Here is a 15,401-nt window from a genome sequence, read left to right as displayed (position 1 = left end):
ACCGTCAGGGTAGTTGATCGGCTGCCGACCGGCCCTCCCGACTCCTGTCGGAGGGACGGTCGGCAGCTCCGACCAGTCTGGCTCGGCTCGGCTGGCGCCGCGACCCAGACCGGTCGCGCTATACCGCGCCGGCTCCGGTGAGGGAACGGACCTCCAGTTCGGCGTACCGCTGGGGGTCCCGCTCGCGCGACGTGCGCGCACCGACATAGGCCGCCAAGAAGCCGATCGGGATCGAAATCAGGCCCGGATTACTGAACGGGATCGGCGCGGTGGCGGTGCAGCTGAACAACGCGGTCGCGTTGTTGACCCGGGTCGAACTCGCCGCCACCCCGCAGTCCGCCGCCTGCGCCGCGGTCAGCTTGACCGCCGGCAGGTTGTCGCTCGCGCCGCCCCAGCAGATCGGGGAGAGCAGCACCACCAGCACGGCGGAGGCCAGACCGCCGTAGATGCCCCAGACCGCGCCCCGAGTGTTGAACCTCTTCCAGAACAACGAGAACAGGATCGCCGGCAGGTTCGCCGAGGCCGCGATGGCGAACGCGACCGCGACCAGGAACGCGACGTTGAGCCCGCGGGCGAAGATGGCCAGCACGATGGCTACCGCGCCCACCCCGAAGGCGGCGTACCGGGCCACGTTGACCTCGTCGCGTTCGTTGGTCCGGCCGCGCCGGATCACGTTGGCGTACAGGTCGTGCGCCACGCTCGACGACGAGGCCAGGGTGAGCCCGGCGACCACCGCCAGGATGGTGGCGAACGCGACCGCGGCGATGACCGCCAGCAGCACGGCTCCGCCGGTGGAACCGCCGAGGTACCGCTCGCCCAGCACCTGGGCCAACTGTGGCGCGGCCGTGTTGCCGGCCGGGTCCTGGGCGGCGATCGCCTTGCTGCCAACCAATGCCGCGGCGCCGAAGCCGAGCGCGAGGGTCAGCAGGTAGAAGGCCCCGATCAGGCCGATCGCCCAGAGGACGCTGCGCCGGGCCGCCTTGGCGTTGGGTACCGCGTAGAAGCGGATCAGCACGTGCGGCAGGCCGGCGGTACCGAGCACCAGCGCGGCGCCCAGCGACAGCAGGTCCAGCTTGCTGACCAGCGTCGCACCGGAGTTGCCCGCGATGTCCTTGCCGTACTTGAGCCCCGGTTGCAGGAACTCCGCCCCCTTGCCCGACTTCGCGGCAGCGTCGCCGAGCAGCGAGGACAGGTTGAACTTGTACGCGACGGCCACCAGCAGCGCCATCAGGATCGCGCCCAGCATCAGCATGAAGGCCTTGACGATCTGTACGTAGGTGGTGCCCTTCATGCCGCCGATCACCACGTACGCAATCATCAATATGCCGATGAGCACGATGGTCAGGGTTTTCGCGGTCGTCGGGGTCATACCCATGAAGGTCTGCCCCTCCTTGATGCCCAGCAGCAGCGCCACCAGCGAGCCGGCGCCGACCATCTGGGCCAGGAGGTAGAAAATCGACACCACGATGGTGGACACCGAGGCGGCGGTCCGCACCGGGGTCTGCCGCATCCGGAACGCCAGCACGTCGGCCATCGTGTACCGGCCGGAGTTGCGCATCAGCTCCGCGACCAGCAGCAGGGCGACCAGCCAGGCGACCAGGAAACCGATCGAGTAGAGGAAGCCGTCGTAGCCGGACAGCGCGATGATCCCGGCTATGCCCAGGAAGCTGGCCGCCGACATGTAGTCGCCGCCGATCGCCATGCCGTTGGAGAATCCGCTGAATGACCGGCCGCCGGCGTAGAAGTCCGTGGCGTCGCGGGTGTGCCGGTTGGCCCAGATGGTGATCCCCAGGGTCACCAGGACCAGCACCAGGAACAGGACGATGGTCAGGGTGCGGGCGGTGCTGCTCACTGCCGTCCCCCTTCCAGATCGGCGCGCTCCTCGATCGCCTCGCGCAGCCGCGCGGCGTCCGGATCGAGCCGGCGCCCCGCGTACCGGGCGTACCCCCACGCGATCAGGAACGTCGACGCGAATTGGAGCAGCCCGAACACCAGGGCGACGTTGATGTGCCCGACGACCTTGGTGCCCATGAAGCCTCGGGCGTAGGCGGACAGCACCACGTACAGCGCGTACCAGACCAGGAACGCGACGGTGGTCGGGAAGACGAAGCTGCGGAATGCCCTGCGTAGCGCGCGGAACTCGGCGGAATCCTGGACGGAGCGGTGTCGACCTTCGTCCGGCGAGGCCGGTGGGGCCGGGGTCTCGGTAGCCATGGCGGCACCGTATGGGCTACCGCGCGGTTACCGACGGTACCGGTCGGCCGGCTGCGCCCAACGGGCTCGGCCATGCGCCGAATGAGGCTCCGGCGCCGCCGGGCGCTGGTGGGTGGTGCCGCACCGCCGCCGGGCGCTGGCGGTCGCCGCTCAGCGCAGCAGGTGGTACCGCCCGCGGTAGTGCGCCAGCGGGTCGGGTTCGGGACCGATCTCGACGTGCTCGATGACGCCCTCGATCAACAGTCCCCAGCCGTACGGGCGGCTGCCGGTCAGCCGGCAGCCGGCCCAGGTGTCCAGCCCCTCGATCACCGGCCCGTAATCCGTGTCCCGCGACCGCTCCGACCGGAACACCCCGCCCGGCGCCGGCATGAGGCCGGCGAACCGGTCCGCCAGCTGCCGGTCGGAGTCGCGCAGCGGGGCCACCGTGAACCGCCCCTCCCGCTCGATCGCGGTCCACAGCTGCGACTCGTCGTCGATCAGGCCCAGCACCCGGCCGGGGTCGCCGTCGGCGATCAGGGCGGAGGACACGGTCAGCCCGGCCGGGCCGGGTGCGGTCCACAGCGTCACCGGTGACGGCAGCCGGCCGCGCAGCCGGCGTACCGGCGAACGGTCCTGCTCGGGCGAGGCGAACGGGTCGGTCGAGTGGATAGTCATCAGACCCGAAGGGTAACCGCGGCGAGCAGTTCGGGGCCGCGCCGGTCCAGCTCGTCGCCGACCAGCCGGGTGGTGACCAGCACCAGGCCCAGCCCCCAGGCCAGCCCGGCCGCCAGCACCACCCAGGCCAGCGCACCCGGCAGGACCAGGGCGGCGGCCAGCACCGGCGAGGCGCTCACCACGGCCACCACCATGCCGACGAACGCCAGCAGCCCCTTGGCGCTGGCCGAGCCGCCGGCCGAGGCGAAGGCGTTACGGGTGTCGGGTACCGGGTAGGCGATCAGCACCGACAGCACCGACGCGACCGCGATCGAGGCGCCGTACATGGCGGCGGCGGTGCCCAGGGTCGGTACCAGCTGCCCGTCCTCGTCGCCGAAGACCGCGACCGCCACCACGATCACCAGCAGTACCGGCACCATGATGACCGACAGCGCGGCGGCGCGCCCGCGCAGCTCGACCCGGCCCGGCACGGCGGCCAGCAGGTGCGCGGCGTACGCGGTGCCGTCGAAGCCGAACTGGTTGGCCAGGATCGCCGCGCCCGCCACCGAGGTGAAGGCCACCGCCAGCGGCAGCGGTACGCCCGGCGAGTGCCCCGGGGTCAGCCGCAGGGCCACCGGTACCACGGCTCCGCCCACGATGATCGAAATGAGACTGGAGCGCCGGCGGGGATCCCGCGACCAGTAGCGCAGCTCCCGGGCCGCGATTGCGGCGAACTGACCGGCCCGGACCGGCCGCAGCACGGCGGGCAGCAGCGCGCGCACCACGCCGCCGCGCACCGGCCGGCTGCCGGCCGGCGCGCCGGCCGCGCCCAGCATGGCGGACTCCAGAGTCACCGCCCACCACCAGGCCAGCAGCGCGACCGTGACGGCGACGATGCCCAGCCGTACCGGCACCGCCAGCGGCCTCCCGTCCGCCAGGTCGTACGGCGCCACGAAGCCGGCGGCCAGCGGGGTCCAGCCGAGCACCCGGGCGACCCGCAGCACGGGAGCCAGGCTGGCGTGCCCGACCATCGAGGAGATCACCAGTTGCAACGGGCCCATCGAGGCGGCCAGCAGGGCGATCACCACGCCGGCCAGGTCGCGTACCCGGCGAGACCTCAGCATCGCGGCGAACCCGCTGGTCACGGCGCGGCTGAGCACGATGCACAGCAGCAGGTTCAGCCCGCCGCCGAGCAGTGCGACGCCGGCACCCGCCGGGCCGGCGCGCAGCCCGCCGGCGACCGCCAGGCCGAGCATCGCCAGCGCTGTGGCCAGCCCGGGCACGCCGACCATGGCGCCGGCCAGCATCCCGGCCGCCAGGGTGCGCCGGGGCAGCGGGAGCAGGGCGAACCGGGCCGGGTCCAGGGTCTCGTCCACGCCGAAGAACAGCAGCGGCAGCAGCAGCCAGCCGAGTACCAGGGCCGCCCCGCCGAACGCGGCCATCAGGTACCCGATGTCGTGGCGCACCGCCCCGCTGACGCCGAACAGCACAAAGCCGGTGACCGCCAGCCAGAGCCCGACCCCCAGGCTGATCGCGAAGGCGATCACCCGCCGGCGCTCGCCGCGCAGCCCGTGGCCCAGCATGCGCAGCTTCAGCCGGACGAAGACGGTGATCGAGACCGGCCGGCTCGGGATCACAGCCATGTCAGCTCCTCACCGGTGGCCACCCGCCCGCCGACCACCTGGACGAACACGTCCTCCAGATCGCGCCCGGCGCGCACCTCGTTGAGCGTGCCGACCGCCTTGATCCGGCCGTCGGCGAGGATCGCCACGTGGCTGCAGATCTTCTCCACCACCTCCATGACGTGGCTGGAGAAGATCACGGTGCCGCCGCCCTCGACGTACCGGTGCAGGATGTCCCGGATGAGGCTGCCCGCCACCGGATCGACGGACTCGAACGGCTCGTCGAGTACCAGCAGGCGGGGGGCGTGCAGCAGGGCACAGGCCAGGCCGATCTTCTTTTTCATCCCGGCCGAATAGTCGACGACCAGGGTCCGGCCGGCGTCGGCCAGCCCCAGCACGTCCAGCAGCTCCCGAGACCGCGCATCGATCTGCGCCGGCGGCATGCCGCGCAGCAGTCCCTGGTACGCCAGCAGCTCCGGCCCGGAGAGCCGGTCGAACATCCGGACCGAGTCGGGCAGCACGCCCAGGCGCCGCTTGGCCTCCACCGGATCGGTCCACACGTCGTGCCCGAGCACGTGGGCCCTGCCCTGGCTGGGGCGCAGCAGCCCGACGGCCATCGACAGGCAGGTGGTCTTGCCGGCACCGTTCGGGCCGAGCAGCCCGTAAAAGGAGCCGGTGGGTACATCGAGGTCGACTCCGGCAACGGCCAGCTTGGCGTCGAACCTCTTGACCAGCCCTCGCAGCGCGAGGGCCGGCTGGGTACCGTCGAGCACGACATTGACGCTACCGGCTTCCACGGCTCATGGGGTTCTGCCCGCGACAAGCAGGTGCTACCTGAGCGCGAGGCTCCGCTCCGGCCGCGCCGTCCGGATGGGGATCACAGTCCGGACGGGGATCACAGGCGGAGCGGGTCGGGCGCGTGCAGCCGCAGCATGGTCAACCCGACGTCCACCGGCACCCTTCGCCGGGTCAGCAGCGACACCGAGACCATCACCAGGAACGCCAGCGGGACGCTCCACGCCGCCGGCTGACCGACCAGCACCGCCGGCCAGCCCGACAGCCGCGGCCCGGCGACGGTGGTGATCACCGCCGCGAGCGCCGCCCCGCCGCCCACCGTGACGCCGGCCGCCGCGCCGACCGACGTCAGCCCCCGCCACCAGATGCCCAGCACCAGCAGGGGGCAGAAGCTCGACGCGGCGACCGCGAAGGCCAGCCCGACCACCTGGGACACGTCCAGCCCGTCCGCCCGCAGTGCCAGCGCGACCGGAACCAGGCCGGCCAGGACGGCGTAGACCCGGAAGTCCCGGACCGAGCCGCGGCCGAGCAGGTCCGTGGACAGCACCCCGGCCACGCTGGTAAGCAGCCCGGACGAGGTGGACAGGAACGCCGCGAACGCCCCGGCCGCGACCAGCGCACCGAGCAGCTGCCCGGTCAGCCCCGGCAGCGCCGCCCCGGGCAGCACCAGCACCACCGCGTCGGTGTCGCCGGTCATCAGCAGGCGTGGCGTATACACCCGGCCGAGCACCCCGTACAGGGTCGGCAGCAGGTAGAACAGCCCGACCAGACCGAGCACCACCAGGGTGGTGCGCCGGGCCGCCGCACCGTCCCGGTTGGTATAGAACCTGACCAGCACGTGCGGCAGCCCCATGGTGCCCAGGAACGTGGCCAGGATCAGCGAGTACGCGTTGAACAGCCCACGGTCGCGGCGGCCGCCGTGCTCGGTCGCGCCGGGCAGCAGCCAGTCCGCGCCCGTGCTCACGTCGGCGCCGCGTACCTGCGGGATCGGCGCTCCGGCCGGAAAGGCCATCGAGGTGTGCGCCGGCACGTCCACTGTGGACCCGTCCGGCCGCACCAGGGTCGCGGAGTGGTCAAACTCGACGGTGGTCGCGTGCGCGAAGGTCTGGCCGGCCGGCGGGGCCAGCTGGGGGCGGCCGTCGGCCTGCCAGTGCAGCACCAGGAAGATGATCGGTACGGCCAGCGCGGTCAGCTTGAGCCAGTACTGGAACGCCTGCACGAAGGTGATCGACCGCATCCCGCCCAGCGCCACGTTGGCGATCACCACCAACCCGACCAGCAGGACCCCGACCGGGTACGGGCCGCCGGTGACCGTCCGCAGGGTCAGCCCGGCGCCCTGCAACTGCGGCACCAGGTACAGCCAGCCGATCAGGATCACGAACAGGGTGGCGAGCTTCCGCAGCCGGGCCGAGCCCAGGCGCAGTTCGCAGAAGTCCGGCAAGGTGAACGCCCGCGACCGGCGCAACGGAGCCGACACGAACAGCAGCAGGGCGAGGTACCCGGCGGCGAACCCCACCGGGTACCAGAGCACGTCCACGCCCTGCTTGAGCACGAGGCCGGCGACGCCGAGGAAGCTGGCCGCCGACAGGTACTCCCCGCTGATCGCGGCGGCGTTCCAGGCCGGGCTCACCTCCCTGGACGCGACCAGGAAGTCCGAGGTGGTCCGGGCCATCCGCAGGCCGTACGCGCCAATGATCACCGTCGCGACCGTGACCACGACGATGGCCGGGATGGCGTACCCGTTCAGTGCTTCTCCACCAGGTCGGTGAAGTCGCGCTCGTTGCGCTCGACGAGATGCGTATACGCCCAGCCGACCCCGAACAGGAACGGGTACGCGGCGACGCCGAGCAGCAACCACGGCAGCACCACGCCGAACGGTCGGGTACCGGCGACCGACGGCGCGACCGTGAACAGCAGGGGCAGGCTGCCCAGGCCGACCGCGACCACCGCCGCGCACCGCAGCGCCAGCGACAGCTGGGTGCGGACCAGGCCCTTGACCAGGGCCTCCCCGATGCCTGTCTGCTCCTCCAGCTCGGTCCGGGTGTGGTCACCGCCCCGCGGCGGGGCGGCGTCGGCCAGCACGACGCGGACTCGCTTGGGCGGCTCGGCGGGCATGGACCGCAGTGTGTCCCCATCCCGGCGCGGACGCAACGCCCCTGCCGGCACGCCCCCGACCACCGCCCCGCCCGCTCGGCGCACTCGCCAGCGGTCCGGCCGCCGACCGTCAAGCTCGAAATTGACCCTGTGGATAGTCAACTCGGCCTGTGGATAACCGACCACGAGCCTGTCGACGCCGCCAAGATAGGCGCCATGACGATGACCAATCCGCTCGTGCGCCATGAGTGGGGCGCGCCGTGGACGCTCGATGACCTCGCGAGCCTGCCCGACGACGGCAATCGTTACGAGCTCCTGGACGGGAGTCTGCTGGTGAGTCCACCCCCCGACACGTTCCACTGCCGCACCGTGACCGAGCTCGCCGGGATCCTGCACCACGCCTCACCCACGAACCTCTACGTCTCCGGCGTCGGGTTCGGCCTCGGCGTGCGCCCGGGCACCCTCTACCTTCCCGACCTCATCGTCTTCCGGCGCACGGCCCTCGATCGGCGGGCCCAGGCCATCGAGCCGACCGACGTGCGGCTCGTCGTCGAGGTGCTCTCCTCCGGCAGCTCCGGGCGCGACCTGGTGATGAAGCGGTACGACTACGCGGCGGCGCGCATCCCGCAGTACTGGATCGTCGACCAGGAGCGACCGGCGATCACCGTGCTGAGACTGGACGAGTCCGGCCGGCACTATGAGGAGTCGGCGGTCGTCAAGCCCGGCGAGCGGCTGAGGGTCGAGGAGCCGTTCCCCATCGACCTCGACCCCGCCGAGGTGCTGTGACGCGGCCGGGTCAGCGGTTCCAGCTCTGCTTGGCGGCGCGCACCAGGCGGTCCTTGAGCTCGCGGGTGTGACGGCGGGCCACCGGCAGCTCCTGATCGTCGATCGCGACCACGTAGGCCCCGCCGATCAGGCGCAGCTCCGAGATCAGCCGCAGCTGCACCAGGTAGGAGCGGTGGATCCGGACGAACCCCGCGTCCGCCCATCGCTCCGCGAGCGTGGCCAGCGATACCCGGACCAGGTGCGAGCCCTCCACCGTGTGCAGTCGGGCGTAGTCGCCCTGCGCCTCCACCCACCGCACGGACGAGCGGGGCAGCAACTTGGTGACGCCGGCCAGCTCGACCGGGATCGTCGGATCGTCGGATCGCTCACGACGTCCGGCGACGGCCGGATGCGCCGGCACCAGGCGCGCCCCCGCCACCCGGCGCAGCGACTCGGCCAGCCGCTCGGTCTGCACCGGCTTGCGGATGTAGTCGGCGACGGCCAGCTCGAACGCCTCCACCGCCCGGTCGTCGTACGCCGTGACGAACACGACGGCCGGCGGCTTGGCAAACCTGCCGAGCACCCGGGCCAGCTCCATCCCGTCCAGCCCCGGCATCCTGATGTCCAGGAACACCGCGTCCACCTCGACGTCGCGCAGCACCCGTAGCGCCTCGGTCGCGTCCGGCGCGGTGTGCACTGTGGATACCCGTGAGTCCGCGCGCAGCAGGTAGGCCAGTTCGTCCAGGGCCGGGGGCTCGTCGTCGACGGCCAGCACGCGCAGCCCGCTCATGACCGTCCCGCCCGTACGCCCGGGTGGAACTTCGGCACCCGCATGCTCACCTTGGTTCCCGCGCCGGGCGCCGTCTCCACCACCAGCCCGAACTGGTCGCCAAACGCGGCCCGTAGCCGGTCGTCCACATTGGACAGGCCAACATGCTGCCCGGCGTCCGCCGACTCGTCGCCGCCACCGGAGCCAGCCGCGGCCCCGGAGACAGCCGCGGCCCCGGAGACAGCCGCCGCCCCGGAACCGGTCGCGATCTCAGAACCGGTCGCGATCTCAGAACCGGCGGCCGCCTCGGCACCGGCGGCGACCCCGGAACCGGCGACCGCCTCGGAACCGAAGGCGACGGAACCGGCGGCCCCGGCGAGAGCCCGCCCGCCGTCCCCGGTCAGCACCGAAGGCTCCATCCCCACCCCGTCATCCTCAACCGTGATGTGGCACTCCGTGCCCGCGTCACGGGCGACGATGCTGACCGTACCCATTCCCGGCTTCGCCGACAGCCCATGCCGGACCGCGTTTTCCACCAGCGGCTGCAGGCACAGGAACGGCAGCCCCACGGGCAGCACCTCCGGCGCGATCTGCAGCCGCACCTGCAGCCGTTCGCCGAAGCGGGCCCGCTCGATCGTCAGGTACCGGTCGATCGACCTCAGCTCCTCGGCGAGCGTGGTGAACTCCCCGTGCGCGCGGAAGCTGTACCGGGTGAACTCGGCGAACTCGAGGATCAGTTCGCGGGCGCGCTCCGGATCGGTGCGGACGAACGATGCGATAGCGGTCAGCGCGTTGTAGATGAAGTGCGGGCTGATCTGCGCCCGCAGCGCGCGTACCTCGGCGCGGGCCAGCCGCGCCCGGGAGGTCTCCAACTCGGCCAGGGCCAACTGAGCGGCGACCCACCGGCCGGTCTCCCGGGTGGCCTGCACGAAGCCGGGCGCGGGCGGCCCATCGGCGAGCGCGACGAGCGCACCGCCCCGCAGCGGCACCACCACCGCCCCCCGGATCGGACAGTCCAGCAGGTCGCAGGGCAGATCGCGGCCGGCCAGGACCGCCGGACGGCCCGAGCTGGCCGCCCTCGCCGCCGCCGCGAGCACCTGGTCCCGGTGATGCTCACCGATGCCGTCGAAGGCCAGGACCCGGCTCGGGTCGGTGATCGCGAGGCCGGCGGCGCCGATCAGGGCGCGCAGGTGCCGGACAGCCTTTCCGGCGCTGGGCGGGGAGAGCCCGGCCCGCAGCGGCTCGGCGGCCAGCCCCACGGTGTGCAGGACGTCGTAGGTGGCCCGCTGGGTGGCCGTGGCGATCCCGCGCCGGGCGCGCAGCCGGGCGACCCCGTAGACCGTCGCGCCGAGCGCGGCGAGCAGCGCGAGCACGGCGAGCGCGGCCGAGAGGTTCGCCCTCACGGCGGACAATCCTTTCGGTCAGGTGGCCGGATGTCCAGACAGGGACCTGACGGTTTGTTGCAATTAGGCGAGTGGACGGGCACAGCGGGCGCAAGCCACGCGGAGAGCGGGACCGCGGGGCGGACGCCCGTGAGGCCTGGGAGGCGGCCCGGCGCGCCCGGCACGCCGAGATTCGCAAACCGCCCGAGCCAGACGGTGACGGGCCCAATGACCGCTCCGGACGTGGCGGTGACGCGAAGGACGGCGCGGGCGGCGGCAGCCCGCCTCGCGGCGGCTCGAATACCCCGGCGGACTCGGACAAACGACCCGATTGGGACTCGGACGGCCCGACCGAGACGATCCCGCCCAGCGAGTGGCACGACCCGACGAACGCTGATCGCCCGGGCCCCGAACAGACAGGGCAACCCCGGCCGGCCCCCGGCGGGCCAAGCTCGGACCGGCCGGGCCCCGAGCAGGCGGGGCAAGATCGGCCAGGCACCGAACCTCCGGGGCAGGACAGGCCGAGCCCAGACCGACCAAGCCCGGAGCCGGCGGACCACGATCCGGCGGACCACGATCCGGCGGACCACGATCCGGCGGACCACGATCCGGCGGACCAAAATTCGGCCCGCCACGATCCGGCGGACCACGACCCGGCGAACCCGGGACCGACCGATCCGGACGAGGTGGGCCCGGACTGGGAGGACGCCGACCGGCGCGAGAGGGTCGAGCAGGAAGACTCCGGTTCGCCCTTCGACTGGCTGAAGGCACCCTCCGACCCCACCGACTCCGGCCACCCCGACTGGGGCCCGTCGAGCCCCTCCCGGGCGGGCGGACGCCGAGCCGGTGGCCGATGGGGCGGAGGCCCCCCGGACGGGGACCACGGCGACGACGCGAGCGCCGGGGGCGCCGGGGGCGACGGGGGCGACGGCGACCGTGGGGGCGACGGCCGGGACGGCGACCGCGCAGGCCCCCGGGACGGCGGCTCGGCGGGCACCCCGGGCGGCGACCGGCCGGCCGGGCCGGGCGGTGGGCCCGGGGGTCCGGGCGGCGATCCAGGTAGCGATCCGGGTGGTGGGGGCGGGGACGGCGCGGAGCCGCCACTGCCCACCGAGCCGCACGGGAGCGGGCGGCTCGACCCCTGCCCGGGCGGGGGCGAGGACCCGGCGTCCCAGACGGTGTGGGCGGACGAGCCGGCCCGGGCGTCCTGGGCCCGGGCGAGGGCGCGGACACCGGCCGGCGCCGCGGCGGGCGTGCACCAGGCGGGCCGCGCGGGTACCCGGGCCGGCGGTCGGCGCCGGGCCGGACAGGCCGGGGGCGGGCAGCAGACCGGGGGCGGGCAGGCCGGGGCGGGGCAGGTCGGGGCCGGGCAGCCGGATCGGAGGCACGCCGGGGCGGGGACGGTCCGGAGCCAGCCGCCGACCGGGCCGTGGGCGGGCCGGCGGTTCGGCCGGCGGGCGCCACGCGGGCGGTCCGCGGAGGCCGGCCTCCGGCGGCGCCGGCTGCGGGCCGACATCCTGGCGACCGGCATCTACCTGATCGGCGCCATCTACGTGCTGGAGCGGCTGCTGCCCGATCCGGGCACCCAGGTCCAGGCCAACATCCCGGACCAGACGTTCTTCCAGTGGGTACTCGCGTACGGCGCCCGGGTGGTGACCGCCCGCGTCGACCCCTTGTTCACCACCCGGCTGGGCGCACCGGTCGGGGCGAACCTGATCGCCAACACCTCGGTGCTGGGCATCAGCGTGCCGCTGTCGCCGATCACCCTGCTGTTCGGGTCCGCGGTCACCTATGTGGTGTTCGCCGTGCTGGCGCTGGCCGCCACCGCGACCTCCTGGTACTACGTGCTCTCCCGACACCTGGTCAGATCACGGATGGCGGCCGGCGTCGGCGGCGGGCTGGCCGGCTTCGCCCCGGCGATGATCTCCCACTCGTACGGGCATCCGAACATCGTGGCGCAGTTCCTGGTGCCGTTCATCGTCTGGCGCACCATCCGACTGCGGGAACGGGATCACGCGCTGCGCAACGGGATCCTGCTCGGGCTGCTGGTCACCTGGCAGACGTTCATCAACGAAGAGGTGCTGCTGATCGTCGCCCTCGGGCTCATCGTCTTCGTGCTCAGCTACGCCGCCATGCGGCCGTCGGTGGTGCCTCGGGACGCGCTGCCGTTCCTGCGCAGCCTCGGGGTGGCCGTGGTCGTCTCCGGGGCGCTCCTGGCGTACCCGCTGTGGGTGGAGTTCCGCGGTCCGCAGCACGGTACCGGGGCGAACACCGCGGGTCCCCGCCCGTACCCGGCGGACCTGCTCTCCTTCACCTCGTTCTCCAGCAGTTCGCTGGCCGGCAGCCCCTCGGTCGTCGGCCGGCTGGCCCAGAACATCTCCGAGCAGAACGCCTTCTTCGGCTGGCCGCTGCTGGTCTTGCTCGCCATCATGATCTGGCTCATGCGCCGCAGCCGGGTCTATCTGTCCGGCTGCGTGGTGGCGGTGGTGCTGACCGCGCTCTCGCTGGGCTCAGAGGTGACGATCGGGGGCCACCGCACCACCTTCGAGGGCCCCTGGGATCTGGTGGCGCACCTGCCGCTGTTCCGGCAGGTGGTGCCGACCCGGGTGGCGGTGGACGTGGCGCCGGTCCTCGCCGTGCTGCTGGCGCTGGCGTACGACCGGGTCGCCACGATCAACGCCCGGGACTCGCTCGGGCCGGGGAACCTGGTCTGGCACGGCGCGCTGATCGCGGTCCTGATACCTCTGGTACCCGTGCCGCTGCGCACCAGCGCGCTGCCACCGGTACCGCCGTTCATCACCGACGGCACCTGGCACCAGTACGCGGACCATGAACATTCACTGGTAGGGATCCCGTCGGCCGCGCTCGGCCGGCTGGAACCGCAGCGCTGGTCGGCGATCACGAACGTCGGCTTCGCCATTCCGGCCGGGTACTTCCTGGCGCCGAACGGCGCGTTCGGCCCCACGCCGAGGGCCACCACCCTGCTGCTCGACGGTGTCGCCCTGAACGGCCGGATACCGGAGGTCGGGCCGCGGGAGCAGGACAACGCGCTGACCGACCTGCGCTTCTGGCGGGCCTCGGTGGTGGTCGTGGTGCCGGGCTTCCATACCGACGCCGTGAACGAGACCGGTAGCGAACTGTTCGGGTTCCGGCCGCGTTTCGTGGACGGGGTCTGGATCTGGGATGTCCGCCGCCTCGTGGCACTGGGGCCCGACGCCGTGGGGCGGTGACGGCCGAGCCCGGGATGGCCGAGCCCGGGATGGCCGAGCCCGGGATGGCGGGGTGGGACGGGCCCGGAAACGCGGCGGGCCGCCGTCCCTCCGGAACTCCGGGAGGGGCGGCGGCCACAAGCCACCGGTGTGGACCGCGGTGCGGCGGTCCACGGCGCGTCGATCAGTAGGCGCCCTTGCTGCCCAGCACCACGCCGATGGTGCGCCAGAGGATGTTCAGGTCGAACGTGAGCGACCAGTTGTCCACGTAGTACAGGTCCAGCCGTACCGCGTCGTCCCAGGAGAGGTCCGACCGCCCGGAGACCTGCCACAGGCCGGTCATTCCGGGCCGAACCAGCAGCCGGCGGCGGACATCGCCCAGGAAGTCGCCGTCCTCGGCGGGCAGCGGCCTCGGCCCGACCATCGACATCTCGCCGAGCAGCACGTTGATCAGCTGGGGCAGCTCGTCCAGCGAGCTGGCCCGCAGGAACCGACCGACGGGGGTGACCCGGGGGTCATTCTTGATCTTGAAGAGCAGTCCGTCGCTCTCGTTCTGGTCGACCAGGGCGGCGAGGCGGTCTTCGGCGTCAACGTACATGGTGCGGAACTTCCACACCTTGAACGTCTTGCCCTCCCGGCCCACCCGGCGCTGCCGGAAGAAGACCGGGCCCTTGTCCGAGGATCGGATCGCGATCCCGATCCCGGCCAGCACCGGGAGCAGGACGAGCAGCATGACCGCGGCCACCGCCCGGTCCATCAGGGTCTTGAACAGCCAGGCCACTCCGGAGAGAGTCGGCTCTTCCACGTACAGCAGCGGCAGGCCCTCGACCGGCCGGATGTGCACCCGGGGCCCGGCGATGTCGGTCAGCTGCGGCGCCACGATCAGGTCGACGCCGGTGCCCTCCAACTGCCACGCCAGCCGGCGCAGTTCGCCCGACTCGGTGCTGGCGGCTCCGCACACCGCCACCGTGTCCGCACCGATCTCCCGGACCAGAGGCACGACCTCCCGGTTCGAGTAGACCGGGACCGGCGTGTCCGATTCGCGGGCGGAGGCGTACCCCTCGGTGACGTGGATACCCACCGGGACCAGGCCGGCTCCCTGGTTGCGGCTGACCGCGGTGTGCACCTCCAGCACCTCCGGCAGGGTGCCCACCAGCAGCACCCGGTGCGTGGCCACACCCTTGCGCCGGACCACGTAGAGCACCCGACGGGCGATGTAGCGCAGGATGCTGATGTAGACCGCCGCACCCACCAACGCGACCGCCACCGAGAGCCGGGACAGCTGGGCCTTGCCGGCGAACGCGGTGAACGAGACCACCGCGGCCATCATCAGGGAGCCGCGGGACACCCGTTTGAACTCATCGGTGCCTATGCCCAGGTATCGCCGGTCGTAGGCGCCGTTGCCCCACAACACGATCAGCCATGCCAGCGGCAGCAGCAGGTAGACCAGCAGGTTGAACAAGACCGGCGCGATGCCCGAGTTGGCCTTGTTCAGCAGTGAGATTGCGGTGAGATTGGCCAGGATGACCCCGGCACAGTCCAACACCAGCAGAATCCCCGCGTACGCGCGGTGCCAGGTGGACAGCCGTCGGGTCCGGAACCATGCCGAGCGCGGTACGCCATTGGACTTCGACGTGATCTCGAAGGTCTCACCGTAACGCGTGTCGGTCATCGTTCTCCGGGTCGGCTCGGTGGCCGGTGGATGGAGGCTCGTCGTCACTGTTCGTGTGTCCTCCCGCGCCGCGATGGTACGCATGTCACCACGCTCACCGGCCAGAACGTGACACGTTTCCGACCGGCGTGTCGCCCACCCGTCGGCCCATCTTGGTCCCGCGAGGTGCGGGCTGGCCAACTAGCTAGCGAGCCACCCCACCTGGGAAAGCACTCATCCACGGTGTCCCCAGTGTGCCATGGGCCG

Annotated in this window: 12 protein-coding genes; 2 read left to right on the top strand and 10 right to left on the bottom strand. The window is 72.5% G+C overall.

Annotation, left to right across the window (positions count from 1 at the left end; translation table 11 throughout):
* Positions 1-118: 118 nt before the first annotated feature.
* The 7 genes from ABEA87_RS21065 to ABEA87_RS21035 form a co-directional block, all read right to left on the bottom strand.
* The gene (locus ABEA87_RS21065; protein ID WP_345631956.1) at positions 119-1,852 is read right to left on the bottom strand and encodes a solute symporter family protein; all 1,734 of its coding nucleotides are present in this window, start codon (positions 1,850-1,852) and stop codon (positions 119-121) included.
* Positions 1,849-2,214 carry a DUF485 domain-containing protein gene (locus tag ABEA87_RS21060; RefSeq protein WP_345631954.1) on the bottom strand — a complete coding sequence of 122 codons (366 nt, stop codon included), beginning with the start codon at positions 2,212-2,214 and terminating at the stop codon, positions 1,849-1,851. Before ABEA87_RS21060 ends, ABEA87_RS21065 begins: the two co-directional genes overlap by 4 nt.
* Before the next feature lie 150 nt (positions 2,215-2,364).
* Entirely contained in the window at positions 2,365-2,868 is a 504-nt protein-coding gene (locus ABEA87_RS21055; protein ID WP_345631952.1) for a flavin reductase family protein, read from the bottom strand.
* Positions 2,868-4,490 carry an ABC transporter permease gene (locus ABEA87_RS21050; protein WP_345631950.1) on the bottom strand — a complete coding sequence of 541 codons (1,623 nt, stop codon included), beginning with the start codon at positions 4,488-4,490 and terminating at the stop codon, positions 2,868-2,870. Before ABEA87_RS21050 ends, ABEA87_RS21055 begins: the two co-directional genes overlap by 1 nt.
* Complete coding sequence (locus ABEA87_RS21045; RefSeq protein ID WP_345631948.1) at positions 4,481-5,242, bottom strand: ABC transporter ATP-binding protein; 762 nt, start codon at positions 5,240-5,242, stop codon at positions 4,481-4,483. The genes ABEA87_RS21050 and ABEA87_RS21045 overlap by 10 nt, the downstream gene beginning before the upstream one ends.
* Before the next feature lie 122 nt (positions 5,243-5,364).
* Positions 5,365-7,011: a sodium/solute symporter gene (locus tag ABEA87_RS21040; protein WP_345632145.1), complete on the bottom strand. Its 1,647-nt coding sequence runs from the start codon at positions 7,009-7,011 to the stop codon at positions 5,365-5,367.
* Positions 7,008-7,379, bottom strand: a complete 372-nt coding sequence (locus ABEA87_RS21035) for a DUF485 domain-containing protein (RefSeq protein ID WP_345631946.1) — start codon at positions 7,377-7,379, stop codon at positions 7,008-7,010. Before ABEA87_RS21035 ends, ABEA87_RS21040 begins: the two co-directional genes overlap by 4 nt.
* 195 nt (positions 7,380-7,574) lie before the next feature.
* On the opposite strand from ABEA87_RS21035, the gene ABEA87_RS21030 reads away from it, so the two are divergent.
* A complete protein-coding gene (locus tag ABEA87_RS21030) occupies positions 7,575-8,144 on the top strand; it encodes a Uma2 family endonuclease (protein WP_345631944.1) in 570 nt (189 codons plus the stop codon).
* Between the two features lie 10 nt (positions 8,145-8,154).
* Here the strand turns inward: ABEA87_RS21030 and ABEA87_RS21025 are convergent, their stop codons facing one another.
* Together ABEA87_RS21025 and ABEA87_RS21020 are read right to left on the bottom strand one after the other, a co-directional pair.
* Complete coding sequence (locus tag ABEA87_RS21025; protein WP_345631942.1) at positions 8,155-8,913, bottom strand: LytR/AlgR family response regulator transcription factor; 759 nt, start codon at positions 8,911-8,913, stop codon at positions 8,155-8,157.
* Entirely contained in the window at positions 8,910-10,295 is a 1,386-nt protein-coding gene (locus ABEA87_RS21020; RefSeq protein WP_345631941.1) for a sensor histidine kinase, read from the bottom strand. Before ABEA87_RS21020 ends, ABEA87_RS21025 begins: the two co-directional genes overlap by 4 nt.
* Before the next feature lie 665 nt (positions 10,296-10,960).
* Here ABEA87_RS21020 and ABEA87_RS21015 point away from each other — a divergent pair.
* Entirely contained in the window at positions 10,961-13,504 is a 2,544-nt protein-coding gene (locus ABEA87_RS21015) for a hypothetical protein (protein ID WP_345631939.1), read from the top strand.
* Between the two features lie 163 nt (positions 13,505-13,667).
* Here the strand turns inward: ABEA87_RS21015 and ABEA87_RS21010 are convergent, their stop codons facing one another.
* Positions 13,668-15,155 carry a sugar transferase gene (locus tag ABEA87_RS21010; protein ID WP_345631937.1) on the bottom strand — a complete coding sequence of 496 codons (1,488 nt, stop codon included), beginning with the start codon at positions 15,153-15,155 and terminating at the stop codon, positions 13,668-13,670.
* Positions 15,156-15,401 lie beyond the last annotated feature (246 nt).

It is taken from the genome of Rugosimonospora acidiphila, assembly GCF_039543385.1.
In the GTDB taxonomy this organism is placed as follows: domain Bacteria; phylum Actinomycetota; class Actinomycetes; order Mycobacteriales; family Micromonosporaceae; genus Rugosimonospora; species Rugosimonospora acidiphila.
The sequence above is the reverse complement of the archived record's forward strand: the minus strand, read 5'-3'. Positions and strand labels throughout refer to the sequence as shown.

What these genes read in the sequence shown, in the direction of transcription:
- ABEA87_RS21055 (WP_345631952.1), bottom strand. Translation starts at nt 2,868, where the DNA reads ATGACTATCCACTCGACCGACCCGTTCGCCTCGCCCGAGCAGGACCGT.
- ABEA87_RS21035 (WP_345631946.1), bottom strand. Translation starts at nt 7,379, where the DNA reads ATGCCCGCCGAGCCGCCCAAGCGAGTCCGCGTCGTGCTGGCCGACGCC.
- ABEA87_RS21030 (WP_345631944.1), top strand. Translation starts at nt 7,575, where the DNA reads ATGACGATGACCAATCCGCTCGTGCGCCATGAGTGGGGCGCGCCGTGG.
- ABEA87_RS21010 (WP_345631937.1), bottom strand. Translation starts at nt 15,155, where the DNA reads ATGACCGACACGCGTTACGGTGAGACCTTCGAGATCACGTCGAAGTCC.
- ABEA87_RS21050 (WP_345631950.1), bottom strand. Translation starts at nt 4,490, where the DNA reads ATGGCTGTGATCCCGAGCCGGCCGGTCTCGATCACCGTCTTCGTCCGG.
- ABEA87_RS21060 (WP_345631954.1), bottom strand. Translation starts at nt 2,214, where the DNA reads ATGGCTACCGAGACCCCGGCCCCACCGGCCTCGCCGGACGAAGGTCGA.
- ABEA87_RS21025 (WP_345631942.1), bottom strand. Translation starts at nt 8,913, where the DNA reads ATGAGCGGGCTGCGCGTGCTGGCCGTCGACGACGAGCCCCCGGCCCTG.